We start from the raw sequence: 25,153 nt of genomic DNA on the forward strand, positions 1-25,153 counted from the left end.
GAATGACGATGCGTTCGATCCTGTTCCTGTCCGTTGCCCTTGTCGGCGCTTGCGCCTCGCATCCGCCCATGCCGGTCGGCGAGCCGGCGCTGCGGGTTGCCTATGGCGACCTGCAGCTGGACACCAGGGCGGGCCGCGCCGCCTTGCGGGAGCGCTTGGACGGCGCGGCCCGCACCTATTGCCGGACCAACGACCGGGACGCGGCACCCCAGTTGATCCGCAACAAGGCGGGATATTGTTTCGACATGGTGCGGCTCTCGCTGGTCGCCGAAATGCCCGACAGGGTGCGGCGCGGATATTATCGGCGCTAGCCGTCGATGCTCACGCCCAGCGACGCATTGACCAGCCCGCCATCGACGGTGATCGTGTCGCCCACGACATAGTCGCCGGCGCGGCTGGCGAGATAGATGGCGGCGCCCGCCATGTCCTCGTCCACTCCGATGCGCCGGGCCGGGATCGCCCGAGCGACGTCGCCGCCATGATCGCGCGCCGCCTTGTTCATGTCGCTGGCGAAGGCGCCGGGAGCGATCGAGGTGACGTTGACATGGTCGCGGACCAGCCGGGCGGCCATGCGCTTGGTCAAATAGATCAGTGCCGATTTGGAAGCGTGATAGCTGTACGTCTCCCACGGGTTCAGCCGCTGGCCGTCGATCGAAGTGATGTTGATGACCTTGGCCGGGCGTTCGCCCGATCCGCCCGCCTTGAGCAGATCGAAGAGCGCCTGGGTCAGGAAGAAGGGCGATTTGACGTTCAGGTCCATCACCTTGTCCCAGCCCTTTTCCGGAAAGCCCTCGAACGGTTCGCCCCAGGCCGCGCCGGCATTGTTGACCAGGATGTCGAGCCGTTCCTCGCGCTCCGCCAGCGCGGCGGCGAGCGCCTTGCAGCCGGCGACGGTCGAGACGTCCATCGGCAGGGCGATGCAGTTCGGGCCGAGCGCCGCGGCAGTCTCCTCGCAGGCTTCGGCCTTGCGGGAGGAGACATAGACCTTGGCACCCTGGGCGACATAGCCCTCGGCGATCATCCGGCCGATGCCGCGGGATCCGCCGGTGACGAGGGCAATGCGGCCGTCGAGGCGGAATAATGTCGTGGTGTCCATAGCTTAACTCCCTTTTCCCTTCAGGGGAGGGGCAGGGGAGAGGGGCATGTTGCCACCGTCTCGCACTGCCCTTCTCCCCGATCCCCTCCCCTGAAGGGGGAGAGGAAGACTAGCCGCCCCGCTTCAGCGTCTCGCGGGCGATGATCAGTTGCTGGATCTGGCTGGTGCCTTCGTAGATGCGGAACAGCCGGACGTCGCGGTAGAGTCGCTCGATGCCATAATCCGCGATGTACCCGGCGCCGCCGAAGATCTGCACGGCGCGATCCGCCACCCGGCCGACCATCTCGCTGGCGAAATATTTCGCCGCCGCCGCTTCCATCGTGGTGTTCGCGCCGCGGTCCTTCGCGGCGGCGGTCTCGAGCACGAGCGCCCGTGCCGCCAGCGCCTCGGTCTTGGAATCGGCGAGCATCGCCTGGATCAGCTGGTGCTCGGCGATCGGCTTGCCGAACTGTACGCGCGCGCTGGCATAGGCGACGCAGTCGGCGATCAGCCGCTCGGCCACGCCGACGCAGACCGCCGAGATGTGCAGCCGGCCGCGATCGAGCACCTGCATCGCGATGCGGAAGCCCTCGCCCTCGGCGCCCAGCCGGTTGGCGACGGGCACGGGCGTGCCGTCGAACACCACGTCCGCCACCCGGGCACCCTTCTGCCCCATCTTCTTCTCGGGCTCGCCGATACTGACTCCCGGCAAGTCGCGCGGCACCAGGAAGGCGGAGACGCCGCGGCCGCCGGGCGCATCGCCGGTGCGGGCCATCACGGTGAACAGCTCGGCCTTGTCGGCATTGGTGATGAAGCGCTTGGTGCCGGTGAGGCGATAGACGTCGCCGTCGCGGACCGCCCGGGTCTTCACTGCGCCGCTGTCGGACCCCACGTCCGGCTCGGTCAGGGCGAAGCTGGTGACGATCTCGCCGCTGGCGATGCGCGGCAGCCATTCGGCCTTCTGCTCGGGCGTGCCGGCCATGACGAGACCTTGCGAGCCGATGCCGACATTGGTGCCGAAGCTGGAACGGAAGGCCGGCGTGGTGCGGCCCAGCTCGATGGCGACCTTGCATTCCTCGAGCATCGTCAGCCCCAGGCCGCCATAATCCTCGGCGATCGACAGGCCGAACAGGCCGAGCGCCTTCATCTCGGCGATCACTTCGGCGGGGATGGCGTCGGCGGCCTCCACCTCGGCTTCGAGCGGGCGCAGGCGCTCGTGGACGAAGCGGCGGATCGTATCGATCAGCGTGTCGAAGATTTCGGGGTCGAGCGCCATGGCCACGCGTTCCTCAGGTTCGAAGCCAAAGGCTATACCGACCATATGGTCCGGAGCAAGCCATACCCGATATTCCAACAGCTTGCAGTTGACCCCCGGATTGCGGCACATATGGTGCGCGGCAAAATGGGTCGAAAGGGAGCATAGGGGCATGGACGGCAACCAGGCGGCAGTGCCGCCCGCACGGCGAATCCGCACGCCGATCATGCTCGCCTATGGCTTCGGCACCGTGGCGTATGGCGTGAAGGACTTCTGCTTCTCGACCTTCCTGCTGTTCTTCTTCAACCAGGTCCTCGGGCTGCCGGCTGCCGAAGTGGGCTTCGCGATCATGTGCGCGCTGCTGCTCGACGCGGTGGCCGATCCGGCGATCGGTTTCCTCTCGGACCGGACGCGGAGCCGCTGGGGGCGGCGCCATCCCTGGATGTACGCCTCGGCCATTCCGATCGCGATCGGCTGGCTGTTGCTATGGAATCCGCCCGCGCTCTCGCACGGCGGCATGCTCGCCTGGGTCTTCGCCATGTCGGTGCTCGTCCGCACCGCGGTGAGTGCCTATGAAGTGCCGAGCCAGGCGCTGACCCCCGAGCTTTCCGCCGACTATGAAGAGCGGACGCGGATCATGGCCTATCGCTTCCTGTTCGGCTGGGCCGGCGGGCTGGGGATGATGATCCTGGCCTATGCCTGGCTGCTCGGGCCTTCGCCCGGCCATCCCAATGGCCAGCTGGTCCGCGAGAACTATCCCGGTTTCGCGCTGGCGAGCGCGCTGATCATGGCCTTTGCCATTCTCGTCTCGGCGCTGGGGACGCATGGCGAGATCAAGCGGCTGCCCCAGCCGGAGGAGCGCACGCGCCAGTCGCTCGGCGCCCATTTCGCCGAACTGGGCGAGACGGTGCGGAATCGCGCCTTTCTGATCCTGATGGCTGCCGGCCTCTGCTATTATTCCGCGCAGGGCGTGAGCTTCGCGCTGTCGAGCTATCTCTATGCCCATGTCTGGCGTTTCCAGAACCAGGACTTCACGATCATCGCCTTCTCGCTGCTGGTCGGCGCCTTTTTCGCCTTCTTCGTCGCGCCGCGGGCTTCGCGGGGGCTAGGCAAGCCCCGGGCGGCGATGTGGCTGATGGCGGCGGCGGCCTTCTGGGTCGCCTTGCCCTATGTGCTGCGCCTGCTCGGCCTGTTCCCGGCGCCCGGCACGCCCTGGCTGCTCCCGTCGCTGTTCGCCATCTACGCGCTCAACGTCACCTGCAGCATTTCGGCGACGATCCTCGGCGCCTCGATGATGGCCGATGTCGTCGAGCATTCGGAGATCGAGACCGGCCGGCGCAACGAAGGGGTGTTCTTCGCCGGATCCTTCTTCATCCAGAAATGCTGCAGCGGACTGGGCATCTGGGCGACGGGCCTGCTGCTCGACCTGGTGAACTTTCCCGCGGCGGCCCGGCCGGGCCAGGTGCCCATGGCGACGGTCGACCGGCTCACCATCCTGTTCTTCGTCGTCTATGGCGTGCTCGCGATCGCCGCGGCGATCCTTTACCGCTTCTTCCCCTTCGGCAAGGCGGAGCATGAGGCGCGGATCGCGGCGCTCGCCGGCCGCAATGCGGAAATGTCCGCCGGAAGCTGACCTTCCGACGGACATCCTTTCCTCCCCAGGAAAGTCTGCGCTCAGGCCACGCGGCCCAGGCGGTGATAGAGATTGGCGTATTTCGTCGACTCGGGTGCGTCCTTCACCTTCTCGAGATGGGTGGCCACCGCCTCGCGGATGAGGCGGAAGTCCTCGGTCGAGAAGACGGCGCGGCTGCGCTGGGGTTCGGTCATGGCAATCACTCCTTTCTCTTGGTTCAGGCGGCTTCGGTGGTGACGAACTGGGCGGCTTCGGTGCTCTCGGCGAGCGCGGTGGTGCTGCTGCTGCCGCCCGCCAGCGTGGTCGCGATCGCATCGAAATAGCCGGTGCCGACTTCGCGCTGGTGGCGAGTCGCGGTATAGCCATTGGCCTCCGCCGCGAACTCGGCCTGCTGCAGCTCCGAATAGGCCGCCATGCCGCGATCCTTGTAGCCCCGGGCCAGCTCGAACATGCCGTAGTTGAGCTGGTGGAAGCCGGCGAGCGTGACGAACTGGAACTTGTAGCCCATCGCGCCGATCTCGCGCTGGAAGCGGGCGATGTCGTCCTTGTCGAGATTCTTCTCCCAGTTGAAGCTGGGCGAGCAGTTGTACGCCAGCATCTTGTTGGGGAATTCCTTCTTGATCGCTTCGGCGAAGCGGCGGGCATCGTCCATGTTCGGCTTCGAGGTTTCCCACCACAGCAGGTCGGCATGCTCGGCAAAGGCCAGGCCGCGCTTGATGCAGTGATCGACGCCGGTGCCGTCCTTCAGGCGGAAAAAGCCCTCCGGCGTGCGCTCGCCGGTGAGGAACTCGCGGTCGCGCTCGTCGACGTCCGACGTGATCAGCCGCGCGCTCTCCGCATCGGTGCGGGCGCAGATCACCGTGGGCACGCCGGCGACGTCCGCCGCCAGCCGCGCCGCGTCGAGGTTGCGGATATGCGCCTGGGTGGGGATCAGCACCTTGCCGCCGAGGTGCCCGCACTTCTTCTCCGATGCGAGCTGGTCTTCATAATGCACCCCGGCGGCGCCTGCGGCGATATAGGCCTTCATGATCTCGAAGCAGTTGAGCGGGCCGCCGAAGCCGGCCTCGGCATCGGCGACGATCGGCGCGAACCAGTCGCGCTGGGCGCCGCCTTCCATATGCTCGATCTGGTCGGCGCGCTGGAGCGTGGCGTTGATCCGGCGCGCGAGCTCGGGCCCCGCATTGGCGGGATAGAGCGACTGATCGGGATACATCTGGCCGGCGGTATTGGCGTCCGCCGCCACCTGCCAGCCCGACAGGTAGATCGCCTTCAGCCCGGCGCGGACCATCTGCATCGCCTGGTTGCCGGAGAGCGCGCCGAGGGCGTTGATGTAATCCTCGGTCTGCAGCAGCTCCCACAGCTTGAGCGCGCCGCGGCGGGCGAGCGTATGCTCGACCGCAAGCGAGCCGCGCAGGCGCTCGACATCCTCGGGCGAATAGGGGCGCACGATGCCGTCGAACCGGCCGGTGGGGGCGGGGATCAGGTCTTCGAAGCGCGTCGGCATTGTGTGTTCCTTGACTAGGTTGCCGAACCTGTATGGATATTCCCTGATGTCCCTGGCGAGAGGCCATGGGCCCCTGGCGGGGTCATGGTGTGCATGGGGCTTTTCTCTGATTTGAAAGGATGTAAATTATTTACAAAGCGCCCCGACTCGTTCGATATGAACGCATCGGAACATTGCGTGCGGGACAACCCAATGCCTTCCCGCAGGCGGGAGAGCGAATCGAAGGCGGGAGAAGTGGCCGAACAGAAGCTTTTCGCGGGACATGCCGTGCGGCGCCTCCGCCGCCAGCTGCTGCTGACCCAGGCGGCGATGGCCGAGGCGCTGGGGGTGTCGGCGAGCTATCTCAATCTGGTCGAGCGAAACCAGCGGCCGGTCTCGGCCATGCTCATGCTGCGGCTTTCCGAAGTATACGACTTCGATCCCCGCAAGCTTGCCGCGGCGGAGCCGGGCGGCGGGATGGAGGCGCTGCGGCGGCGACTCGCCGATCCGCTGTTCGCCGATCTCGAGATCGACCGGCAGCAGATGGAGGAGTGGCTGGCCGGCGCGCCCGGCGGGGCCGAGGCGTTCGCGCGGACCTATGACCGGATCGGGGCCGGTGCGGCGCCGGACCAGGGCGCGGGCGACCCGGGGCGGCAGGTGCGCCGCGAGATCGAGCGCTGGCGCGGCCATTTCGCCGATCTCGACGCCGCGGCCGAAGCGCTGGCCGACGAACTGCGCCAGGCGGCGAGCGATCCCTATGGCGCGATGGCCGAGCGGCTGCGGGTGAAGCATCAGCTTTCGGTGCGCATCCTGCCGGCGGACGTGATGCCGGGGCTGCTCAAGCGGCTCGACCTGCACGCGCGCCAGGTGCAGCTTTCCGAACTGCTCGACATGCCGGGCCGCACGTTCGCGCTGGCCGAGCGCTTGTCGCAGGAAGCGCGCGGCGAGATCGATGCGCTGGTGCGCGGCGCCGGGCTCGATCGCATGGGCGAGCGGCTCTATCAGCGCCATCTGGTCGGCTATTTCGCGGCGGCGGTGATGATGCCCTATGGCCGGTTCCTGCGGGCCTGCGAGCAGACCGGCTACGATATGGAGGTGCTCCCGCGGCGCTTCGGCGCGAGCTTCGAGCAGGTGGCGCACCGGCTGACCACGTTGCAGCGCGTGGGCGCGCGGGGGCTGGCCTTCTTCGTGATGCGCGTGGACCGGGCGGGGCAGGTCTCCAAGCGCTTCGCCGGGGCGAGCGGGTCGCCGCTCGTCGAGGGGCCGGGGCTGTGCCCGCTATGGAACCTGACCGAAGCGTTCGGCCGGGCCGACGAGACGCTGGGCCAGCTGATCGAGACCGAGGACGGCGCGCGCTGGTTCACGCTGTCGCGGGCGCGGACGCCCCAGGGCGCGCAGGGAGTGCGGGCGCGCTTCGCCCTGGGGATCGGGCTTGCCGCGGCCGAGGCGCGGGCGCTGTCGGCGGCGCGCGGCGTCGACCTTGCGGGCGAAGCGGTGCCGGTGGGGCTGGGCTGCCGCGCCTGCACCCGGCCGGACTGCGCGCAGCGCTCCGCCCCGCCGGCGGGGCGCGCGACCCTGGCCAATGAGCGCGAGAGCGGCGTCACGCCGTTCGGGTTCGTGGGGGATTAGGGGGGCGGATTGGCGCTCGGCGGATGCGCTGCATGATGGTGCCAACCCATGCAGGGATCGGCACCCGGCCCGCCCCCGCCCCCTCTCTTGCAGGCAGGGGGAGATCGGTGCCGGCGTTCAACCCTCCGCCAATTCCGCCAGCAGTTCCTCCAGCTGCGCAAGTTGCTCGGGCATGCCTTCGGCGGCGCCAATGCCTTCGTCGAGCGCTTCCTTCGAAGGGTGGAGCTCGCGGAAGGTCAACAGCGTCTTGCCATCCCGTTCCTCGAAGGTGACCGTGGAAATCGGGCCGTTGTCGCTTTCTTCATTGGTCCAGACGATGCGCGCGTTCGGGACGACTTCGATATATTTGCCGAAGAACGCCCAGATCTGACCGTCTTCCCCGTCGAACTCGATCCGGTAGCCGCCGCCGACGCGGACATCGAGCTCGCGGACGCGCATCGGCGCGCCGATCGACCGGGGTGCCCACCAGCGCTGGAACAGTTCGGGCGTGGTCCAGGCCCGGTAGACGAGATGTGGCGGAGCATCGAAGACGCGCGTGACCTCGACTTCGGTATCCGACTTGCGCGCTACCGTGGTGGCGCCGAAGTCATTGGCGTTCAGGCCCATCCATTTTCTCCTTGGCTTTGAGTTCCGCGATCACGTCGTCCAGCGCATCGAAGCGGGCGCTCCAACGCTGGTGGTAACTGGCGATCCAGCCGGCCTCCTCGGCGAGGTCCTGGGCGCCGAGCCGGCAGGTCCGCACCCGGCCGACCTTCTCGGTGACGACCAGCCCGGCGCGCTCGAGTATGCCGATATGCTTCTTCATGCCGGTGAGGGTCATGTGGAAACGCTCGGCGAGATCGGTGATCGACGCTTCGGCGCGCGCGAGCTGCTCGATCACGCCGCGCCGGGTAGCGTCCGACAGCGCGGCGAAGGAAGCGTCGAGGCGGGCGGTGCCGAAATACTGAACCATATGGTTCAGTATTAGCGCATGCCGGCGCGCGGTGCAAGTCCGGGGCGACGGTCAGGATGGGTGAGGCAGTTCCGACTGCGAGATCAGAACAACGTCGTCAGCAGGTAGAACAAAGCTCCCACCGCCGCCGAGGCGGGGATGGTGATCACCCAGGCGGCGATGACGTTGCCGGCGACGCCCCAGCGGACCGCCGAGGCCCGGCGCGCCGTGCCCGCGCCGATCACCGCGCCGGTGATCGTGTGGGTGGTCGAGACCGGGATGCCGAGCGCCGAGGCCGTGAACAGCACGATCGAGCCCGCCAGCGAGGCGCTGAACCCCTGGTGCTGCGAGAGCTTGGTGATGCGCGAGCCCATCGTCTCGATGATCTTCCAGCCGCCGCTCAGTGTGCCGAGCGCGATCGCGATATAGCAGGCGATCGCCACCCAGTGCGGCACCTCGAACTTCCCGTGCAGATAGCCGGTCGAATAGAGGAGCACGGTGATGATCCCCATCGTCTTCTGCGCATCGTTGAGGCCGTGGCTGAGCGAATAGGCGCCGGAGGAGACGAGGTGCAGCATGCGGAAGCTGCGCTCGGCCGTGCGCGAGCTGGCGCGCATGAACAGCCAGGAGGTGACCAGCATCACCAGCATGGCCAGGATCATGCCGATCGTCGGCGAGAGGACGATGGCGATCAGCGTCTTGTTGAGGCCGGTCCATTTCACGCCGGTGAGCCCGGCATGCGCCACGCCCGAGCCGATCATCCCGCCGACCAGCGCATGGCTGGAGGAGGACGGAATGCCCTTGAGCCAGGTCACCACGTTCCAGAACATCGCCCCGATCAGCGCTCCGAACACCACTGCGGGCGTGATCAGGTTCTTGTCGATCAGCCCCTGGCCGATCGTGTCCGCCACCTTGTGCAAGGCGGGGAAGGCGATCGTCAGGAAATAGGCCGCGAAGTTGAATGCGGCGGCGAAGGCCACGGCATGGACCGGCTTCAGCAGCCGCGTGGCGACGACGGTGGCGATCGAGTTCGCCGCGTCGTGCAGGCCGTTCAGGAAATCGAACGCCAGCGCGACGAGGATCAGGCCGACCAGCAGGGGAAAGGCAAGCTCGTACATCGGGCGGCGTCAGGAATGGTCGATCACGATGCCGTCGATCTCGTTCGCGACATCCTCGAACGCGTCGACGATCCGCTCGAGATGCTTGAACAGCTCGCGATGGACGGCGAAGCCCAGCGGGTCGCCGGGGCCGAGCTCCTTGAACGCGCGCTTGAGGCCGGCGGCGTGGATCTCGTCCGCATGGCTTTCCATGCGCACCAGCCGCTCGGTCAGTTCGTGCAGGCGCGGGCCGTTGCGGCCGACGTCGCGCAGCAGCGGCATCGCTTCCATGGTGAGGCGGGCGGCATCGACGATGATCGCCGCCATGTCCTTCATCTCCTGGTCGAAGCTGGTGACTTCGTAGAGGTCGATCGCCTGGACGGCGGCCTGCATCTCGTCGATCGCATCGTCCATCGCGCCGATCAGCGACGTGATCGCGCCGCGATCGAAGGGCGTGAGGAACGTCTCGCGCACCGTGCGCAGCATCTCGCGGATGATCTCGTCGGCATCGTGCTCGCGCTCGATCACTTCGCGGATGTGATCGCGGTTGCCGTCCGCGAGCAGCCGGGCAAGCGCGTCGGCACCAGCGACGATGGTGAGCGCGTGCTGCTCGAACATCTCGAAGAAATTGCCGGTCTTGGGGAGCAGGCGCTGGAACCAGGCGAACATGTGATGCACTTTCGATTTGCGGGCGACGGCGGTGAGCAGGCCGTTGCGCTGCGCCGCCGCCCTGAACTCGGCCGGGCCGAACGACCGGATGAGATCGCTCAGATCGGGCTCGTCGACGGCGGCCGCGGCTTCGGCGAGGCTGAACCAGCGGCGTTCGCGCTGGCCCTGCTCCTTCCAGGCGACCAGCTCCTGGCTGACCGACAGGGGAAAGACGTCGACGTCGATCATCAGCGAGGCGCCGTTGCCGCGCTTCTTGCGATAGCGATAGGAGCCCAGCGGCAGCGGGCAGACGGGGCCGCGCACCCCGGCTTCCTCCTCTGCCTCGATCGCTGCGGCGGTGTGGGCGGGCAGGCCGGATTCGGGATTGCCCTTGGGGATCACCCAGCGCCCGCTCTCGCGCGACGTGACCAGCAGCACGCGCACCGGCGCATCGACGGCATTGCCTTCGGTGCGATAGGGCAGGGCGGCGATCTGGCGGATGGCGCGGACTCCGGAGCGCCGGGATGGCGGGTGCCGCGTTTGTTACAATTTAGTGTCACGCGCAAGCCTCAGCCGCGCTCCCGGATCTCCTTGAGCCAGCGGGCGCGGAGTTGCGACGGGCTGCCCGGGATCGCGGCGTCGAGGAATTCGGCGCCGACGATGCGATCGAGGCGGAAGGTGCGAAAGCCGGCGCGCAGCTCGCACCACGCGACCAGGACGCGAGTCGCGTCGCTATAGCCGATCATCAGCGGCCAGACCGTGCGCCGAGTGGCGCGGCCCTGTTCGTCGGCATAGTCGAGGTGAAGCTTGCGGCCGGCACGGATCCAGCTGCGCAGCTGGGGGACGTCGATGCCGTCCCGGGGCCGGTCCCAGGCGGGGACGGCGCGCGCGGCGGGGTTGCCGAGGAACGGGCGCATCTCCTCGGGCAGGACGGCGGCGATCTTGGCGAGCAGATCCTCGGCGGCGCGTGCCAGGCCCTCGTCGGCATGACCCGCGACCCAGGTGGCGCCGAGCGCGACCGCATCGATCTCGTCGGTGGTGAGCATCAGCGGCGGCAGGTCGAACCCGCTTTCGAGCACATAGCCGATGCCCGCCTCGCCGCGGATCGGCACGCGCTGGCCGATCAGCGCCGCGATGTCGCGATAGACCGAGCGCTTCGACGTCTCGAGTTCTGCCGCGATCGCGTCGGCAGTCACCGGGCGCGCGGTACGCCGGAGGATCTGGACGATCTGGAAGAGGCGATCGGCTTTTCGCATTGCTGAATCCTACTGCCATGCTGCTGACACCATGCTGTCAGCAGCATGGCAGTAGGTCGAGTCCCGTGAGTTCAAACGGGAGCCAGGAAATGACGACGAAGACCTATCATGGCAGCTGTCACTGCGGCGCGGTGACGTTCGAGGCGGACATCGATCTCGCGGCGGGGACGGGCAAGTGCAACTGCACCTATTGCCGCAAGCGCCGCAACTGGGGGGCGCTGCTCAAGCCCGAACAGTTCCGCCTGCTTTCGGGCGAGGCGGCGCTGGGCGAATATCAGTTCGGCACCAAGAGCGGGCATCACCGCTTCTGCAAGACCTGCGGCATCGCGCCGTTCGGGTCCGGCTATGTCGAGGAGATCGGGGGGGCCTTCGTCTCGGTGCAGGTGCTCTGCCTCGACGACGTGCCGCTCGCGGAGCTGGAGGCGGCACCGGTCAACTATGCCGACGGGCTGCACAATGCCTGGTGGCAGGAGCCGGCGGAGAAGGCGATCCTGTGAGGCGGGGTCAATCCGCGCCGGGTTGCCAGCTGCTCCTGCGTTCCTCGTCGGGCAGCTGCGCCAGCGCCCGGCGGGCGAGCGCGCGCACTTGCTCCCAGCGCGGATCCGACCAGAGCGCTTCGCGGCGCCAGAAATCGGCGTGCGCCTTTCCGCTCAGCGTGCGCAGCATCGCGTCGAGCGGGCGGATCGCCTCGATCTCCTCGCGGCTGATCTCGCCCCATTCGTGCATGTGGTTGGCGGCCTGGTAGAAGTCGTCCAGCTCCAGCGCGAGCTCGTCATTGCCATAGCCGGAGGCGTCGCCGTCGGGCGTGAGATGGCCGAGGATCGATTCGAGATGGGCGTGCTGCGTATCCGCGCCCGCGGCGAGGTGCGCCACAGCCTGTCGGAGATACTGGTAGCACGTGGGCATGCGGGATGCTGGCATCGCACGCGATGGCTGGCAACACTCGACGCTTCCGCGCCGCGGACGAGGGCGCCGGAAACGCGAAAGGCCGGGGCGTGAACCCCGGCCTTTCCCTTTGCGCAGCGCGGCGGCTCAGAAGCCGGCGCTGAGCGTGACGAAGGCCTGCCGCGGGGCCGAGGAATGGAACACCAGCACGGTGCCCGCCGCATCGTCCGGCGCGAAGACGCTGCTGTCGAAGTTCGACGCGTAGCGCTTGTTGGTCAGGTTGGTGACGTTCAGCGACAGCTTGAGGTCCTTCACATAGGCGAAGGAGCCATAGTCGTAGCTGACGCCCAGATCGAAGGTGGTGTAGCCGCCGAAGCTCTGGTCGTTGGTGTAGGTATAATAGCGGCGGCCGGTATATTTGCCCTGCAGCGAGGCCGAGAGGCCGCCCTGCTTCACGGTCAGGACGCTGGCGAGCATCGTCTTCGGCGTATCGACCTGCTGCTTGCCGGCAGTGAGCTTCACCACGCAGGTGGTGGTGCACCAGTTGAGATTCTCGTCATAGGTCGACTTGTTGAACGAAGCCGAATTGTACCAGCTCAGCCACGGCGTCGGCTTCCACAGTACGCCGAGCTCGGCGCCCTTGCTGGTGACGCTGCCGGCATTGTGGAAGCTGTTGCCGCAGCCCGGGTTCTGCTGCTGGTTGGTCGGGCAGGGATTGTACTGGAGCAGGCGGTTGTCGAACTTGACGTAATAGCCGCTCAGCGCGACCTGGAGCGGGCCGCTGACATAGCGATAGCCGCCCTCGACGCTCTTCGACGTCTCGGGCTTCAGATACTTGCCCTGCGCGTCCCACACGGCCTGCGAGACCGACTGGGGGCCGAGCTTGAAGCCGCCCTGGAACATGGCCATGTTCTCGGCATAGCTGGCGAACAGCTCGTGCCCGGGCGCGACCTGCCAGTGCACGCCGACTTCCGGCAGGAAATTGTCCTTGGCCACCAGCGTGCCGCTGGCGAACTGGCTGGAGGCCGGCGGCGCCCCGACGGCGATGCCGCGGATCGCGCGGGCATCCGATTTGGAATAGGTGCTCTTGAAGCCGAAATCGATGCTGAGCGCATCGTCGAACAGGCGCACCGTGTCCTGCACATAGAATTGATGCGTCTTCCAGTGCGTCTCCTGCACCCACTGGGCGGTGTTGGGCTGGCCGACCAGATACTGGGCCAGGCTGAACGGGCCGGTGACGTTGGTCCAGATGTAGCGCGCGGCGCTGCTGGTATTGTCCTCCACCCACAGGCCGGCCTGGAACTCGTTGAAGGCGACCTTCCAGCTCAGGCTGGCGAGCACGCCGGTGCGATCGATCGTGTAGCGCGTGTCGCGGATCTGGACCGGCACGTCGTCCGCCGTGGTCGTGGTGCCCTGGTTGGAAAGGCCGGTGATGAAGTTGTTGCCGGCGCCCTTGTCGTTGTGATGATAGACCTGGGTGTGGACACTCAGGTTCCTGGCCAGCTCGAAGTCGCCGGCCAGGTAGAAGAGATTGTCGTTGCGCAGGATCTGGCCGTTGGTGAAGGTGACGTCGGCATTCTTCTGCGGCGCCGGGGCCGCGGCGCACTTGTACGGCGTGGTGGTCACGGTGCAGGCGGCGACGCCGACATAGGCCTGCCAGTTCGGCGCATAGCCGCCCCAGTCCCAGCCGAGGCGGTTCAGCATGTCCTTCGACAGATAGGCGTCGTCGGCCTGATTGGTGCGCGAGACATCGGCAAAGGCAGTGATCCGGATGCCGTCGGCCCGGTATTGCAGCTTGGCGTTGAGCTGCTTGCCGGTGGACTTGTTGTAGGCCGGCTGGTTCACGAACAGGTCCTGCTCGACATATTGGCCGGAGACATAGGCCGAGAAGCCGCCATGCTCGCCGGTGTCGAGCCGCACGAAGGTGCGCACGCTGTTCTCGCTGCCCACGGTCTGGCTGACCGCCAGCGCCGCGTCCTTGCTCGGGTCGCGGCTGACATAGGTGAGCGCGCCGCCCAGGTTGCTGGTCGAGGGGATGGCGAGGCCGGCGATGCCCGTCGCGAGATCGGCCCGGCCGAGATTCTCCGAGATCAGCGCGCGGCTGATCGTGAGGCCGTTGTAATTGTTGTAGGCGCCGTCGCCGAGCGGCATGCCGTCGAGCGTGTAGCCGAGATGGGTGGTGTTGAAGCCGCGGACCTGGAGCGACAGCGACTGCTCGTTCACGCCAAGCGCGTCGATCGACTGGGCCATCACGCCCGGCAGGAAGTTCAGCGCCTTCTGCACGCTGGTGCCGGGCGGCAGCAGGTCGAGATTCTGCGGCACCAGGGTCGAGACCGAGCGGGTCTGGCCGCTGCCGATGACGACGATCTCGTCGCCGCCATCGCCGTCATTGGCGTCGACGACGGCGGCGGCGCTGTCCTGCGCATGTGCGGCCGGCGCGAGCGTGACGAGGGCGGCCGAGGCCATCAGAAATGCGTAGGCGTGGCCGTGGCGCAGCCGGCGCGAAAAATCGGTCATGATCATTCCCATCCCAGCGACCGGAGGGCCGCTCCCATGAGAGCCGCTAGGCAGGGTTCGCGTCGGTACCGTTACGAGTGTGCGACGTTTCAGTGACGATCCACGAAGCTCGGTTTGTGTTGCCGATCGGCAACGATCGTGCAGGATGCCGGCCTGAACAGGGAGGAAGCGGGATGCGTCGTTCGGTACGATATGGGCTGGCCGGCCTGCTGGCGCTCGGTGGCGCGGCACCGGCTGCGGCGGATACGCCGCCGGTGGATCTGGAGCCGGCGGTTCGCGCGGCGATGGCCGAGACCGGCGCCAGGGGAGTGGCGATCGCGCAGATCGCGGACGGCAAGGTGGTCATGGTGCGGGCCTATGGCGCGCGCAACGCGAAGGGCGATCCGCTGACCGCCGACACCATAATGTACGGTGCGTCGCTGACCAAGGCGGTGTTCGGCTATCTGGTGACCGAACTCGCGGCGGAGGGGAGGCTCGACCTCGATGCGCCGATCGCGACGATGCTGCCGAAGCCGCTGCCCGATTATGGCAATCTCGACGCCTATGGGCATTGGGGCGACCTGGCCGGCGATGCGCGCTGGCGCCGGGTGACGCCGCGCCACGCGCTCAACCATGCGACCGGCTTCGCCAATTTCGCCTTCCTCGAGCCCGGCGGGAAGCTGCGCTTCCATTTCGATCCGGGCACCGGCTACGCCTATTCCGGCGAGGGTATCTCGCTGCTCCAATTCGGCATCGAGCAGGGGCTGGGGCTGAGCGTGGAGAAGGAATTGCAGCGCCGCTTTTTCGCGCCGCTCGGCATGACGCGGACGAGCCTGATCTGGCAGGACGGCTTCGGAACCAATCTGGCGGATGGCTGGGACGCGCAGGGCAAGCCCGAGCCGCATGACGACCGCAGCCGGGTGCGCGCGGCGGGATCGATGGACACCACGATCCACGACCTCGCCGAAATGACGGCGGCGATGGTGCGCGGCTATGGCCTGCCCAAGCGGTGGCGCGTGGCATATGCGCGGGGGACCCAGGCGATCGCGAGCAGGACGCAGTTCCCGACCCTGGACAATCCGGCCGGGCCGGGCGAGGGGACCGATGCGAAGGCGGCGCTCGGCGTGGTCGCCTTCACCGGGCCGCAGGGGCCGGGCTGGTTCAAGGGCGGCCATAACGACGTGACCGCCAACACGATGGTCTGTCTCGAGCGGGGTCGGCGCTGCGTGCTGATCCTGGGCAACGACGTGCGGATCGAAAGGGCGTTTCCGAAGCTGGTCCGCGCCGCGCTGGGCGAGACCGGCGTCCCCTATCGCTGGGAATATGGGTTCGGGGAATAGGGCCGGCTAGTTCGCACCCGGCGCTTCCCTGGCGAAGGCCAGCGCGGCCATGCGCCAGCCCTGCGAGGTCCGGATCATCAGCGCGCGATCGGTCCATTCGCTGCCGTCGGTGCCGCGGAAGGACCATCGCGCCGTGCCGATGCCGCCGCGGGCGTCGATCACCATCGACGTCGGCGTCGCGGGGCTGCCGCCGGAGGCCGATCTTCGGGCGACATAGCGTGCCTGCCATTCTCCAAGCGTCGCCGCGACGAATTCGCCGCCGTCGACCGTCATCACCAATGCCCTGGAGTCGATGCTCTCCGCGAGGAGCTTGGCGTCCCAGGCGCGATCCGCGGCGAGCTTGGTGCCGACAACCTGCCGCACGCCCGCCTCGCCGGCCTCGTCCGGGCGCGCGCCCGCCTCGCAGACCTTGCCGACGATGCGCCAGCCCTCCGCGAGCCGGGCAAGCAGGAGGTAGTCGACATATTCCTTGTCGCCACGCACCGAGACCGTGCGCGCGACCGACGTGGTGGCGCCGCTGTCGATCCAGGCGATCCTGGTGGAGATCGGGCCGGCGGGCATCCCGGCGGTGCGCATGCGCTGCTTCCATTCCCCCTGGCTGGTCGCGCGGATTGCCGCGCCGTCGGTGCAATACATGATCGCGCTCGGCTGGAACGCGGCCGCCAGCTGCGCCGGGTCGTTCGCCGCAACTGCGGCGCCATAGGCTTCGACTGCGGCGCCCGGCGTCGCGAAGCCCGATGCCAGCATCGCCAGCAAAGCGGACATATTCGTCAGCATCATCTTGTCCCTCACCGATGAACGACGGCATAGCCCTCGCTCGATCATTCCGATATTCGTAAGATCGATCATCGTTATTCGGAAAAATGGAATGAAGATCGACCTGCGTCGTGCCGCTGCCTTTCATGCCGTCGCCCGCGCGGGCGGGATCAACGCGGCGGCGCGGAACGAGGGCAGGTCGCCGCCGTCGATCCATGCCGATTTCCGACGGTTCGAGCGGGATGCGGGCGTGCCGCTTGCCGAACGCGTCGGTCGCCGGCTGCGCCTCACCCCGGAGGGGCGGGCCCTGTACGAAGCGATCGACCGGGCGCTCGCCGAGGTCGCGCATGCCGCCGAGCAGGTCCGCAGCGAGGCTCCGGCGGCCGTGCCGCTGCGCATCGGCTGCGTCACCGGCTTCGGCCGCTATCGCCTGGCCCCCCGGGTCTTCCGCGAGGCCGAGCGGACGCGCCGCATCGTTCTCCGCATGGGCTCGCACGATCAGATCCTCGACTGGCTCAGCGCCGGCGTGATCGACCTGGGGATCACCTATCGCGGCGTGGTGGCCGCTCCGATCGAGAGCGTCGCGGTGGCCGAGGAAACGCTCTGGCTGGTCGGGGCGCCGGACGGCCCGCCGACGCGCGACAACCTCTCCCGGGCCCCGTGCATCGCCTATGACGAATATGAATATGTGTTCGGGCACTGGTTCGGCCAGGTGCTGGCGGCGCAGCCGCCCGGCCTGGCGGTCCGCGATCACTGCAACGAGCTGGAAGAGGCGCTGATCGGCGTGCGCGCGGGGCGGGGCTTCACCATCGCGCCCGAGGATGCCGCCCGCGCCTTCGGCTTCGAACCCTGCGGGCCGGTGGCGCGCAATACCCTTATCCTATGCGGCATGGGCAACCGCCTGGCCTCGGAAGATGCCCGCTGGATCGCCGGGCTGGCCGGGGCGCCTGCCTAGGCCCCTGCCGCCGTCAGCCGGTCGAGCTGCGCGCGGTCGAGCGCCAGGTTCCAGCTCCCCACCAGCTCCTCGACCTGGGCGAGCGAAGTCGCGCTGGCGATGGGTGCCGTCACGCCCGGTTGCGCCGCGACCCAGGCCAGGGCGATCCGGGCGAGCGTGGCGCCGGTCTCCGCCGCGATCTCGTCCATCGCGGCCAGAACGGCGGGGCCCTTGCCCTGCATGAACGCCGTCATCCGCCCGCCGCGCACGCTCTTCCCGAGATCCGCCTCGGAGCGGTACTTGCCGGTGAGATAGCCCGAGGCGAGCCCGTAATAGGGCACGCAGCCGATATTATGCTCGACGCACAGATCCTGCAGCTCGCCTTCGAACTTGTGGCGGCTGACGAGGTTGTACTCGTTCTGCAGCGCCCGGTAGTGCGGCAGGCCGTCGCGCGTCGCGATGTCGAGCGCGGACTTGAGGCGTGCGGCGTGGAAGTTGGACGCGCCGATCGCCTGGACCTTGCCGGCCCGGATCAACCCGTCAAAGGCGGCGAGCACGTCTTCCTGCGGCACGGCGTCATCGTCCTGATGCGCGAAATAAAGGTCGATCGTCTCGACGCCGAGGCGGGCAAGGCTGGCGTCGCAGGCGGCGGCGATGCGCGCGGGCGCGAGCTTGGAGCCGCCTTCGCCGTCGAGCATGCCGACCTTGGTCGCGACCTTCACCTTGCCGCGCTTGCCCGAGACGCGGAGCCATTCGCCGATGATCGCCTCGGATTCGCCGCCCCGATGCCCGGGGACCCAGGCCGAATAGACGTCGGCGGTGTCGATCAGCGTGCCGCCGGCTTCCGCGAAGCGATCGAGCACGGCGAAGCTGGTCGCCTTGTCGGCGGTCCAGCCGAAGACGTTGCCGCCCAGGATCAATGGCGGCGTCTCGATGCCGCTCGCGCCCAGTTCCCGCCGGATCATTCCGCTGCTCCGTTCGACTGGCTCGCATTCGCGTCGATCGCGGCCGCCGCCGCATCGAGCTGGCGGGACTCGCCGGCGCTCAGCCCGCCCTGCGCGTCATCGGATCCGCCGCGGCCGCAGGCGGCGAGGGCGAGCAGGAGGAGGAGAGGGGCGAGCCGCATGGATCAGTCGGTGATCTCGTCGCCCGAGCCCTCGCCGGCGGCGTTGCCGACCGGCACGGCCTGGTCGTAATTGCTCTCGGCGGCGCCGAACGCCGCATTCTCGGCGGCGTTCACGTCGCTCACTGCCTCGCCCATCGTGTTGCTGTCGCCCGTGACTGCTTCATTGGCCTCGGCCGCTTCGTTCTTCGCCTTGTTGCCGCAGGCCGAGAGCCCGAGCAGCGCGACGGCCGCGAGCGGGAGGATGAGCGCGTTGCGCATGGATGCGTCCCCTTTTCCGGAATGGTTCGGGCAAGGGCTAACCGAGGGAGCGACTCGCGCGCAAGGCGCATGCGGTGCGTTGACCGCATATAAAGATATCTTTATATCTATAACCGCCGTGCAGAACGCCCTCGCCATCTTCCGTGCCCTTGCCGATTCGACGCGGTTGCGCATCCTCGCGCTGGTCCGCTCGATGGAGCTGAGCGTGGGCGAGCTGGCCCAGGTGCTGGGCCAGAGCCAGCCGCGCGTCTCGCGCCATGTGAAGATATTGTGCGATGCCGGGCTGCTCGAGCGGCGCAAGGAAGGCAGCTGGGTGTTCGTCGGCCTGGGCGATGCGGCCAGGGTGGAGCCGATGCTCGCCGCGCTCGATGCCTGGAACGAAGTCGATCACTGGATGGTCGCCGACGAGGCGCGGCTCGCCGCGGTGCGCGCCGACCGGGCGAGCGCGGCGGCGGACTGGTTCGAGAGCAATGCCGGCGAATGGGATGCGATCCGCTCGCTCCATGTCGCCGAGAGCGAAGTCGAGGCGGCGATGGCCGCGGCGCTGGGCGATGGGCCGGTCGGCCATCTCATCGATATCGGCACCGGCACGGGCCGCATGCTCGAGCTGTTCGCGCCGCGTGCCGAGCGCGCGCTGGGGATCGACCGGTCGAGCGAGATGCTGCGCCTTGCGCGTGCCAAGCTTTCCGAGCAGGGGCTGGCCAATGCCGAGCTGCGGCAGGCGGACCTCTATGCGCTGCCGCTGCAGGATGGCGGGGCGGACCTCGCGATCCTGCACCATGTGCTCCATTTCGCGCAGCAGCCCGGCGCGGCGATCGGCGAGGCGGCGCGGGTGCTGGCGCCGGGCGGCCGGCTGCTCATCGCCGATTTCGCGCCGCACGAGCGCGAGGAACTGCGGCAGAAGGACGCGCACACGCGCCTCGGCTTCTCCGACGAGCAGGTGCTCGGCTGGTTCGAGGCGCATGGGCTCGCGCCGGTGAAGGTGGAGACGCTGGAAGGCGGCGAGCTGACGGTGAAATTATGGCTCGGTCGCAAGACCGGCGAAGCGAAGCAAGGGGTGAAGGCCGCATGACTATATTGGACCCGCTGGCGGCGCCGCTGTTCGCGGACGTGGCGGGCGATATCGATGTGAGCTTCGAATTCTTCCCGCCCAAGACGGAGAAGATGGAGGAGACGCTGTGGGAGTCGATCGAGACGCTCGGCCCGCTTGGGCCGCGTTTCGTGAGCGTGACCTATGGCGCCGGCGGCTCGACTCGCGAGCGGACGCACAACACGGTGGCGCGGATCGCGCGCGAGACGGCGATCCCGGCGGCGGCGCACCTCACCTGCGTCGAGGCGACACGGGAAGAGATCGATCAGGTCGCGCGCGAATATTGGGCGGCCGGCGTGCGCCACATCGTCGCGCTGCGCGGCGATCCGCCCCGGGCGGGCGAGAAATACGGCACCCATCCCGGCGGCTATGAGAATGCCGCGGACCTGGTGGCGGGGCTGCGCCGGCTCCATCCGTTCGAGATTTCGGTCGCGGCCTATCCCGAATGCCACCCGGATTCGCCGAACCAGGCGGCGGACCTCGACAATCTGAAGCGCAAGATCGACGCGGGCGCCACGCGGGCGATCACCCAGTTCTTCTTCGAGCCCGAGACGTTCCTGCGTTTCCGCGACGATGCGGCCAAGGCGGGGATCGACGCGGAGATCGTGCCGGGCATCATGCCGGTGATGAGCTTCGCCAGCGTGGTGCGCATGGCGGGCATGTGCGGAACCCAGGTGCCGGGCTGGATGGAGCGGCTGTTCGAAGGGCTGGACGAGCATCCCGCCGCGCGCCAGCTGGTGGCGGCGACGCTGGCGGCGGAGCTGTGCCGCAAGCTCTATGCCGGCGGCGTGCGCCAGTTCCATTTCTACACGCTCAACCGGGCCGAGCTGAGCTATGCGATCTGCCACTTGCTGGGCGTGCGGCCGAAGGTGGCGGCGCTGGCGGCGGCATGAATTTGACCCTCCCCGGCGCGGGGAGGGGAAGCGCGCCGCGCGGCGGCGTGGTGGAGGGGGCTCTCCACCAGCGGATCGGAATGCGGAGAGCCCCCTCCACCATGTTTCGCATGGTCTCCCTCCCCGTGCCGGGGCGGATCGAGGAACGATATGACTGTACGCGAGAAACTGCTGGCCGAAGCCGCCAAGCGCATCCTGATCACCGACGGGGCGTTCGGCACCGAGATCCAGAACTGGAAGCTCGACGAGGCCGCCTATGCCGGCGATCTGGGGCTGAGCCATGACCAGAAGGGCAACAACGACATTCTCGCGCTGACCATGCCCGAGGTGCCGGCGTCGATCCACCGCGCCTATTTCGAGGCGGGGGCGGACATCGCCGAGACCAACACCTTCTCGGCCAACCGGATCAGCCAGGCCGATTATGGCGCCGAGCATCTGGTGCGCGAGATCAATGTGGAGAGCGCGAAGCTCGCCCGCTCGATCGCCGACGAGTTCGAAGCGAAGGATGGGCGCCCGCGCTTCGTGGCAGGCGCGCTGGGCCCGACCAACAAGACGCTCTCGCTCAGCCCCGACGTCAACGATCCCGGCTATCGCGAGATCGACTTCGACTATCTCAAGGACGTGTATCGCGAGCAGATCGACGCGCTCGTCGAGGGCGGGATCGACTTCGTGCTGATCGAGACGGTGTTCGACACGCTCAACGCCAAGGCCGGCATCATGGCGGCGATCGAAGCGGGCGAGGCGCTGGGCCGCGACTTGCCGATCATGCTGTCGATGACGCTGACCGACCTGAGCGGCCGCAACCTTTCGGGCCATACGGTGGAGGCCTTCTGGCACGCGGTGCGCCATGCGAAGCCGGTGACGATCGGGCTCAACTGCTCGTTCGGCGCCGAGCAGCTGCGCCCGCACGTCAAGACGCTGTCGGCGCTCTGCGACACGCTGATCATGGTCTATCCGAACGCCGGCCTGCCCAACGAGCTGGGCGCCTATGACGAGGCGCCGGCAACCACGGCCGGGCTGGTCAAGGAATGGGCCGATGCCGGCCAGGTCAACGTGCTCGGCGGCTGCTGCGGCTCGACCCCGGAGCATATCAAGGCGATCGCGGACGCAGTGGCGAGCCTTCCCCCCCGCCCGATCCCGACCCCGGAGGTGCGGACGCGGCTGGCCGGGCTCGAGCCCTTCGTCATGGGGGCGTGAGCATGGCGGAACCACAGCCCTGGAGCATCCGCGAGGCGGGCGCCGGCGACATCGCCGCGCTCTCTCTCGTGGCGAGCGCCACCTTTCTCGAGACCTTCGCGGGCGTGCTGCCCGGCGCGGCGATCGTCGTGCATTGCGCCACTGCCTATGCGCCCGATCGGTTCGCCGATTATTTCGCCAGGGGCAGCCGCGCCTGGATCCTGGAGGCGACGCCGGGCGGCGCGCCCGTCGGTTTCGCGCAACTGGCCGTGCCGGACCTGCCCGGCGCCGGGCCGGGGGATGTCGAGCTGAAGCGCATCTATCTGCTTTCCCGCTTCCACGGTTCCGGGGCGGGCGGGGCGCTGATGGCGGCGGCGGTGGCCGGGGCGGCCGGGCATGCGCGGCTGCTGCTCGGTGTCTATGCGCGCAATGCCCGCGCGCTCGCCTTCTACGGGAAACAGGGCTTCGTGCCGGTGGGCGAGCGCCGTTTCGACGTGGGCGGGCAGCTTTTCGACGACGTCGTGCTGGCCCGTCCGCTCGCGGCCTGAACCTTTGAACAAGAACAGAGAAATGACGAACACTCCCTCCTCCACCAACTTCGTCAATGTCGGCGAGCGTACCAACGTCACCGGTTCGGCGGCGTTCAAGAAGCTCATCATGGGCGGCGACTATGCCAGGGCCGTGGAGGTCGCGCGCCAGCAGGTCGAGAATGGCGCGCAGGTGATCGACGTCAACATGGACGAGGGCCTGCTCGACGCGCACGAGGCGATGACCACCTTCCTCAAGCTCATCGCCGCCGAGCCCGACATCGCGCGCGTGCCGGTGATGATCGACAGCTCGAAATGGGACGTGATCGAGGCGGGGCTGAAATGCGTCTCGGGCAAGCCGATCGTCAATTCGATCAGCATGAAGGAAGGCGTCGACCAGTTCCTCGAGCATGCGCGCAAGTGCATGGCCTATGGCGCCGCCGTGGTCGTCATGGCGTTCGACGAGACCGGCCAGGCCGACACCCAGGCGCGCAAGATCGAGATCTGCGAGCGCGCCTACAAGCTGCTGGTCGGCATCGGCTTCCCGCCCGAGGACATCATCTTCGATCCCAACGTGTTCGCGGTGGCGACTGGCATCGAGGAGCACAACAATTACGGCGTCGACTTCATCGAGGCGACGCGCGAGATCAAGAAGCGCTGCCCGCATTGCCATATCTCGGGCGGCCTCTCGAACCTGAGCTTCTCGTTCCGCGGCAACGAGCCGGTGCGCAAGGCGATGCACTCGGTGTTCCTCTATTATGCCATCCCCGCGGGCATGGACATGGCGATCGTCAACGCCGGCCAGCTCGACGTCTACGACCAGATCGAGCCCGAGCTGCGCCAGGCCTGCGAGGACGTGATCCTCAACAAGGACCCCGAGGCCGGCGACCGGCTGGTCGCGCTCGCCGAGAAGTTCAAGGGCACCGACGCGGTGGCCGAGAAACAGGCCGCGGAGTGGCGCGGCTGGGCGGTCGAGAAGCGGCTGGAGCATGCGCTGGTCAAGGGCATCGACGCGCATGTCGTCGAGGATACCGAGGAGTGCCGTGCGGCGCTGGCGGCGCGCGGCGCCCGCCCGATCGAAGTGATCGAGGGCCCGTTGATGGACGGGATGAACGTGGTCGGCGACTTGTTCGGATCGGGCAAGATGTTCCTGCCCCAGGTGGTGAAGTCCGCCCGCGTGATGAAGAAGGCGGTGGCGCACCTGATGCCCTTCATCGAGGCCGAGAAGCAGGCCGGCGCCAAGGCCAAGGGCCGGGTGGTGATGGCGACCGTGAAGGGCGACGTCCACGACATCGGCAAGAACATCGTCGGCGTCGTGCTCCAGTGCAACGGCTTCGAAGTGATCGACATGGGCGTGATGGTGCCCTGGGCCGATATCCTGAAGGCAGCCAACGAGAATGACGCGGACATGATCGGCCTGTCCGGCCTGATCACCCCGAGCCTGGACGAGATGGTCACCGTCGCCGAGGAGATGCAGCGCGCGCAGATGACGATGCCGCTGCTGATCGGCGGCGCGACGACCAGCCGCGTGCACACCGCGCTGCGGATCGAGCCGGCCTATACCGGCCCGGTGGTGCATGTGCTCGACGCCAGCCGCGCGGTGGGCGTGGCGACGGCGCTGGTCTCGGATACCCAACGCGACGATTATGTCGCCAGGATCGCGGCCGAATATGAGCAGGTCCGCCAGGCGCGGGCCGGGCGCGGGCAGAGCGAGCTGCTGCCGCTCGACAAGGCGCGCGACAATGGATTCGAGGCGGACATGCGCCTCAAGCCGGGCAAGCCGCGCATGCCGGGCGTGCACGACTTCCCCGATTGGGACCTCAAGGACCTACGCAGCTATATCGACTGGACGCCCTTCTTCCGCGCCTGGGAACTGGCGGGCAATTATCCGGCGATCCTGGAGGACAAGGTGGTCGGCGAGAGTGCGACCAGCCTGTTCGCCGATGCGCAGAAGATGCTCGACCGGATCGTCGAGGAGAAATGGCTGACCGCGCGCGGCGTCGCCGGGCTGTGGCCGTGCCGCCGCAAGGGCGACGACATCATCGTCCATGTCGGCGACGAGGATCATGTCACGCTGCCGATGCTGCGCCAGCAGATCGCCAAGCGCGAGGGGCGGGCGAACATGTGCCTGGCCGATTTCATCGATACCCAGGGCGACTGGATCGGCGGCTTCGCAGTGGGCATCCACGGCATCGAGCCGCATCTCGCGCGCTTCAAGAACGCGATCGACGATTATAGCGACATCCTGCTCAAGGCGCTGGCCGATCGCCTGGCCGAGGCGTTCGCCGAGCGGCTCCACCAGTTCGTGCGCACTTCGATCTGGGGCTATGCCGAGGGCGAGCAACTGACCAACGAAGCGCTGATCAAGGAAGAATATCGCGGCATCCGCCCGGCGCCGGGCTATCCGGCCTGCCCCGAGCACAGCTTGAAGCCGATCCTGTTCAAGATGCTCGACGCGCACAAGCGCACCGGCATCTCGCTGACCGAGAGCTTCGCGATGCTGCCCACCGCGGCGGTCTCCGGCTTCTATTTCGGCCACCCCCAGGCCGAGTATTTCGGCGTGGCGCGGATCGGGCAGGACCAGCTCCAGGATTATGCGGCGCGGCGCGGCGTCGACCTGGAACAGGCGACCCGCTGGCTGCGGCCGAACCTCGACTGAGGCCGG

26 protein-coding genes are annotated in these 25,153 nt (G+C 67.9%); 11 read left to right on the plus strand and 15 right to left on the minus strand.

The genetic code is table 11. The features are described 5' to 3' along the window. The first annotated feature begins 8 nt into the window (after positions 1-8). The gene (locus tag BGP17_RS16220) at positions 9-311 is read left to right on the plus strand and encodes a UrcA family protein (RefSeq protein WP_167299538.1); all 303 of its coding nucleotides are present in this window, start codon (positions 9-11) and stop codon (positions 309-311) included. Here the strand turns inward: BGP17_RS16220 and BGP17_RS16225 are convergent. Both BGP17_RS16225 and BGP17_RS16230 read right to left on the minus strand, forming a co-directional pair. Beyond that, the gene (locus BGP17_RS16225) at positions 308-1,096 is read right to left on the minus strand and encodes an SDR family NAD(P)-dependent oxidoreductase (protein ID WP_286712699.1); all 789 of its coding nucleotides are present in this window, start codon (positions 1,094-1,096) and stop codon (positions 308-310) included. The genes BGP17_RS16220 and BGP17_RS16225 overlap by 4 nt on opposite strands. Positions 1,097-1,205: 109 nt before the next feature. After that, positions 1,206-2,351, minus strand: coding sequence for an acyl-CoA dehydrogenase family protein (locus tag BGP17_RS16230; protein WP_286712700.1), 1,146 nt, complete (start codon positions 2,349-2,351; stop codon positions 1,206-1,208). 151 nt (positions 2,352-2,502) lie between these two features. Between BGP17_RS16230 and BGP17_RS16235 the strand changes: the two genes are divergently transcribed. Further along, positions 2,503-3,963, plus strand: a complete 1,461-nt coding sequence (locus BGP17_RS16235; protein WP_286712701.1) for an MFS transporter — start codon at positions 2,503-2,505, stop codon at positions 3,961-3,963. 41 nt (positions 3,964-4,004) lie between these two features. Here BGP17_RS16235 and BGP17_RS16240 read toward each other — a convergent pair whose 3' ends face one another. Continuing rightward, positions 4,005-4,157, minus strand: coding sequence for a hypothetical protein (locus BGP17_RS16240; protein ID WP_167299535.1), 153 nt, complete (start codon positions 4,155-4,157; stop codon positions 4,005-4,007). A gap of 23 nt (positions 4,158-4,180) precedes the next feature. Next, positions 4,181-5,467 carry an isocitrate lyase gene (gene aceA, locus BGP17_RS16245; protein WP_286712702.1) on the minus strand — a complete coding sequence of 429 codons (1,287 nt, stop codon included), beginning with the start codon at positions 5,465-5,467 and terminating at the stop codon, positions 4,181-4,183. Between the two features lie 234 nt (positions 5,468-5,701). On the opposite strand from aceA, the gene BGP17_RS16250 reads away from it, so the two are divergent. Next, positions 5,702-7,075 carry a helix-turn-helix domain-containing protein gene (locus tag BGP17_RS16250; protein ID WP_286712703.1) on the plus strand — a complete coding sequence of 458 codons (1,374 nt, stop codon included), beginning with the start codon at positions 5,702-5,704 and terminating at the stop codon, positions 7,073-7,075. 117 nt (positions 7,076-7,192) lie between these two features. Here the strand turns inward: BGP17_RS16250 and BGP17_RS16255 are convergent, their stop codons facing one another. From BGP17_RS16255 to BGP17_RS16275, 5 genes are all read right to left on the minus strand, one after another. Next, positions 7,193-7,681 (minus strand): SRPBCC domain-containing protein, encoded by a 489-nt coding sequence (locus BGP17_RS16255; RefSeq protein ID WP_167299532.1) that lies wholly within the window; start codon positions 7,679-7,681, stop codon positions 7,193-7,195. Further along, positions 7,662-8,027 carry an ArsR/SmtB family transcription factor gene (locus tag BGP17_RS16260; RefSeq protein WP_167299531.1) on the minus strand — a complete coding sequence of 122 codons (366 nt, stop codon included), beginning with the start codon at positions 8,025-8,027 and terminating at the stop codon, positions 7,662-7,664. The genes BGP17_RS16255 and BGP17_RS16260 overlap by 20 nt, the downstream gene beginning before the upstream one ends. 83 nt (positions 8,028-8,110) lie before the next feature. Further along, positions 8,111-9,124: an inorganic phosphate transporter gene (locus BGP17_RS16265; protein ID WP_167299530.1), complete on the minus strand. Its 1,014-nt coding sequence runs from the start codon at positions 9,122-9,124 to the stop codon at positions 8,111-8,113. Positions 9,125-9,133: 9 nt separating this feature from the next. Further along, positions 9,134-10,252, minus strand: coding sequence for a DUF47 family protein (locus tag BGP17_RS16270; RefSeq protein ID WP_286712789.1), 1,119 nt, complete (start codon positions 10,250-10,252; stop codon positions 9,134-9,136). A gap of 68 nt (positions 10,253-10,320) precedes the next feature. Next, on the minus strand, positions 10,321-11,007 hold the full coding sequence (locus BGP17_RS16275) for a helix-turn-helix transcriptional regulator (RefSeq protein WP_167299529.1): 687 nt from the start codon (positions 11,005-11,007) through the stop codon (positions 10,321-10,323). 89 nt (positions 11,008-11,096) lie between these two features. On the opposite strand from BGP17_RS16275, the gene BGP17_RS16280 reads away from it, so the two are divergent. Beyond that, on the plus strand, positions 11,097-11,504 hold the full coding sequence (locus tag BGP17_RS16280) for a GFA family protein (RefSeq protein WP_167299528.1): 408 nt from the start codon (positions 11,097-11,099) through the stop codon (positions 11,502-11,504). Between the two features lie 7 nt (positions 11,505-11,511). Here the strand turns inward: BGP17_RS16280 and BGP17_RS16285 are convergent, their stop codons facing one another. Next, the gene (locus tag BGP17_RS16285; protein WP_286712704.1) at positions 11,512-11,913 is read right to left on the minus strand and encodes a hypothetical protein; all 402 of its coding nucleotides are present in this window, start codon (positions 11,911-11,913) and stop codon (positions 11,512-11,514) included. Positions 11,914-12,039: 126 nt separating this feature from the next. Beyond that, entirely contained in the window at positions 12,040-14,409 is a 2,370-nt protein-coding gene (locus BGP17_RS16290; protein WP_286712706.1) for a TonB-dependent receptor, read from the minus strand. 173 nt (positions 14,410-14,582) lie between these two features. Between BGP17_RS16290 and BGP17_RS16295 the strand changes: the two genes are divergently transcribed. After that, positions 14,583-15,728 (plus strand): serine hydrolase domain-containing protein, encoded by a 1,146-nt coding sequence (locus BGP17_RS16295; RefSeq protein ID WP_286712707.1) that lies wholly within the window; start codon positions 14,583-14,585, stop codon positions 15,726-15,728. 6 nt (positions 15,729-15,734) lie between these two features. On the opposite strand, the gene BGP17_RS16300 is transcribed toward BGP17_RS16295, so the two are convergent. After that, positions 15,735-16,508 (minus strand): nuclear transport factor 2 family protein, encoded by a 774-nt coding sequence (locus BGP17_RS16300; protein ID WP_286712708.1) that lies wholly within the window; start codon positions 16,506-16,508, stop codon positions 15,735-15,737. Positions 16,509-16,596: 88 nt separating this feature from the next. Between BGP17_RS16300 and BGP17_RS16305 the strand changes: the two genes are divergently transcribed. Continuing rightward, positions 16,597-17,439: a LysR family transcriptional regulator gene (locus BGP17_RS16305; protein WP_286712709.1), complete on the plus strand. Its 843-nt coding sequence runs from the start codon at positions 16,597-16,599 to the stop codon at positions 17,437-17,439. Here BGP17_RS16305 and BGP17_RS16310 read toward each other — a convergent pair. From BGP17_RS16310 to BGP17_RS16320, 3 genes are read right to left on the minus strand one after another with little or no spacing between them, the layout of a single operon-like run. Next, positions 17,436-18,383: an aldo/keto reductase gene (locus BGP17_RS16310; protein ID WP_286712711.1), complete on the minus strand. Its 948-nt coding sequence runs from the start codon at positions 18,381-18,383 to the stop codon at positions 17,436-17,438. The genes BGP17_RS16305 and BGP17_RS16310 overlap by 4 nt on opposite strands. Then, the gene (locus BGP17_RS16315; protein ID WP_167299522.1) at positions 18,380-18,544 is read right to left on the minus strand and encodes a hypothetical protein; all 165 of its coding nucleotides are present in this window, start codon (positions 18,542-18,544) and stop codon (positions 18,380-18,382) included. The genes BGP17_RS16310 and BGP17_RS16315 overlap by 4 nt, the downstream gene beginning before the upstream one ends. A gap of 3 nt (positions 18,545-18,547) precedes the next feature. Further along, entirely contained in the window at positions 18,548-18,802 is a 255-nt protein-coding gene (locus BGP17_RS16320) for a hypothetical protein (RefSeq protein WP_167299521.1), read from the minus strand. Positions 18,803-18,920: 118 nt separating this feature from the next. Here BGP17_RS16320 and BGP17_RS16325 point away from each other — a divergent pair, with 118 nt between their 5' ends. From BGP17_RS16325 to metH, 5 genes are all read left to right on the plus strand, one after another. After that, positions 18,921-19,874: an ArsR/SmtB family transcription factor gene (locus BGP17_RS16325; RefSeq protein ID WP_167299520.1), complete on the plus strand. Its 954-nt coding sequence runs from the start codon at positions 18,921-18,923 to the stop codon at positions 19,872-19,874. Then, positions 19,871-20,785: a methylenetetrahydrofolate reductase gene (gene metF / locus BGP17_RS16330; protein ID WP_243857278.1), complete on the plus strand. Its 915-nt coding sequence runs from the start codon at positions 19,871-19,873 to the stop codon at positions 20,783-20,785. The genes BGP17_RS16325 and metF overlap by 4 nt, the downstream gene beginning before the upstream one ends. Before the next feature lie 150 nt (positions 20,786-20,935). Then, positions 20,936-21,982 carry a homocysteine S-methyltransferase family protein gene (locus BGP17_RS16335; protein WP_167299518.1) on the plus strand — a complete coding sequence of 349 codons (1,047 nt, stop codon included), beginning with the start codon at positions 20,936-20,938 and terminating at the stop codon, positions 21,980-21,982. 2 nt (positions 21,983-21,984) lie between these two features. Next, complete coding sequence (locus tag BGP17_RS16340; RefSeq protein ID WP_286712713.1) at positions 21,985-22,509, plus strand: GNAT family N-acetyltransferase; 525 nt, start codon at positions 21,985-21,987, stop codon at positions 22,507-22,509. A gap of 22 nt (positions 22,510-22,531) precedes the next feature. Next, positions 22,532-25,147, plus strand: coding sequence for a methionine synthase (gene metH, locus BGP17_RS16345; protein WP_286712715.1), 2,616 nt, complete (start codon positions 22,532-22,534; stop codon positions 25,145-25,147). Positions 25,148-25,153: the final 6 nt, after the last annotated feature.

The sequence above is a fragment of the Sphingomonas sp. 67-41 genome (assembly GCF_001899725.1).
Taxonomy (GTDB): Bacteria; Pseudomonadota; Alphaproteobacteria; order Sphingomonadales; family Sphingomonadaceae; genus Sphingomonas; species Sphingomonas leidyi.

Bases quoted from the DNA above. Each gene is read 5' to 3' on its own strand.
- BGP17_RS16220 (WP_167299538.1), top strand. From the start codon at position 9: ATGCGTTCGATCCTGTTCCTGTCCGTTGCCCTTGTCGGCGCTTGCGCC.
- BGP17_RS16255 (WP_167299532.1), bottom strand. From the start codon at position 7,681: ATGGGCCTGAACGCCAATGACTTCGGCGCCACCACGGTAGCGCGCAAG.
- BGP17_RS16260 (WP_167299531.1), bottom strand. From the start codon at position 8,027: ATGGTTCAGTATTTCGGCACCGCCCGCCTCGACGCTTCCTTCGCCGCG.
- BGP17_RS16320 (WP_167299521.1), bottom strand. From the start codon at position 18,802: ATGCGCAACGCGCTCATCCTCCCGCTCGCGGCCGTCGCGCTGCTCGGG.
- BGP17_RS16340 (WP_286712713.1), top strand. From the start codon at position 21,985: ATGGCGGAACCACAGCCCTGGAGCATCCGCGAGGCGGGCGCCGGCGAC.
- BGP17_RS16310 (WP_286712711.1), bottom strand. From the start codon at position 18,383: ATGATCCGGCGGGAACTGGGCGCGAGCGGCATCGAGACGCCGCCATTG.
- BGP17_RS16280 (WP_167299528.1), top strand. From the start codon at position 11,097: ATGACGACGAAGACCTATCATGGCAGCTGTCACTGCGGCGCGGTGACG.
- BGP17_RS16335 (WP_167299518.1), top strand. From the start codon at position 20,936: ATGACTGTACGCGAGAAACTGCTGGCCGAAGCCGCCAAGCGCATCCTG.
- aceA (WP_286712702.1), bottom strand. From the start codon at position 5,467: ATGCCGACGCGCTTCGAAGACCTGATCCCCGCCCCCACCGGCCGGTTC.
- metH (WP_286712715.1), top strand. From the start codon at position 22,532: ATGACGAACACTCCCTCCTCCACCAACTTCGTCAATGTCGGCGAGCGT.
- BGP17_RS16275 (WP_167299529.1), bottom strand. From the start codon at position 11,007: ATGCGAAAAGCCGATCGCCTCTTCCAGATCGTCCAGATCCTCCGGCGT.
- BGP17_RS16240 (WP_167299535.1), bottom strand. From the start codon at position 4,157: ATGACCGAACCCCAGCGCAGCCGCGCCGTCTTCTCGACCGAGGACTTC.
- BGP17_RS16225 (WP_286712699.1), bottom strand. From the start codon at position 1,096: ATGGACACCACGACATTATTCCGCCTCGACGGCCGCATTGCCCTCGTC.
- BGP17_RS16315 (WP_167299522.1), bottom strand. From the start codon at position 18,544: ATGCGGCTCGCCCCTCTCCTCCTCCTGCTCGCCCTCGCCGCCTGCGGC.
- BGP17_RS16290 (WP_286712706.1), bottom strand. From the start codon at position 14,409: ATGACCGATTTTTCGCGCCGGCTGCGCCACGGCCACGCCTACGCATTT.
- BGP17_RS16300 (WP_286712708.1), bottom strand. From the start codon at position 16,508: ATGATGCTGACGAATATGTCCGCTTTGCTGGCGATGCTGGCATCGGGC.
- BGP17_RS16235 (WP_286712701.1), top strand. From the start codon at position 2,503: ATGGACGGCAACCAGGCGGCAGTGCCGCCCGCACGGCGAATCCGCACG.
- metF (WP_243857278.1), top strand. From the start codon at position 19,871: ATGACTATATTGGACCCGCTGGCGGCGCCGCTGTTCGCGGACGTGGCG.
- BGP17_RS16305 (WP_286712709.1), top strand. From the start codon at position 16,597: ATGAAGATCGACCTGCGTCGTGCCGCTGCCTTTCATGCCGTCGCCCGC.
- BGP17_RS16230 (WP_286712700.1), bottom strand. From the start codon at position 2,351: ATGGCGCTCGACCCCGAAATCTTCGACACGCTGATCGATACGATCCGC.
- BGP17_RS16295 (WP_286712707.1), top strand. From the start codon at position 14,583: ATGCGTCGTTCGGTACGATATGGGCTGGCCGGCCTGCTGGCGCTCGGT.
- BGP17_RS16285 (WP_286712704.1), bottom strand. From the start codon at position 11,913: ATGCCCACGTGCTACCAGTATCTCCGACAGGCTGTGGCGCACCTCGCC.
- BGP17_RS16265 (WP_167299530.1), bottom strand. From the start codon at position 9,124: ATGTACGAGCTTGCCTTTCCCCTGCTGGTCGGCCTGATCCTCGTCGCG.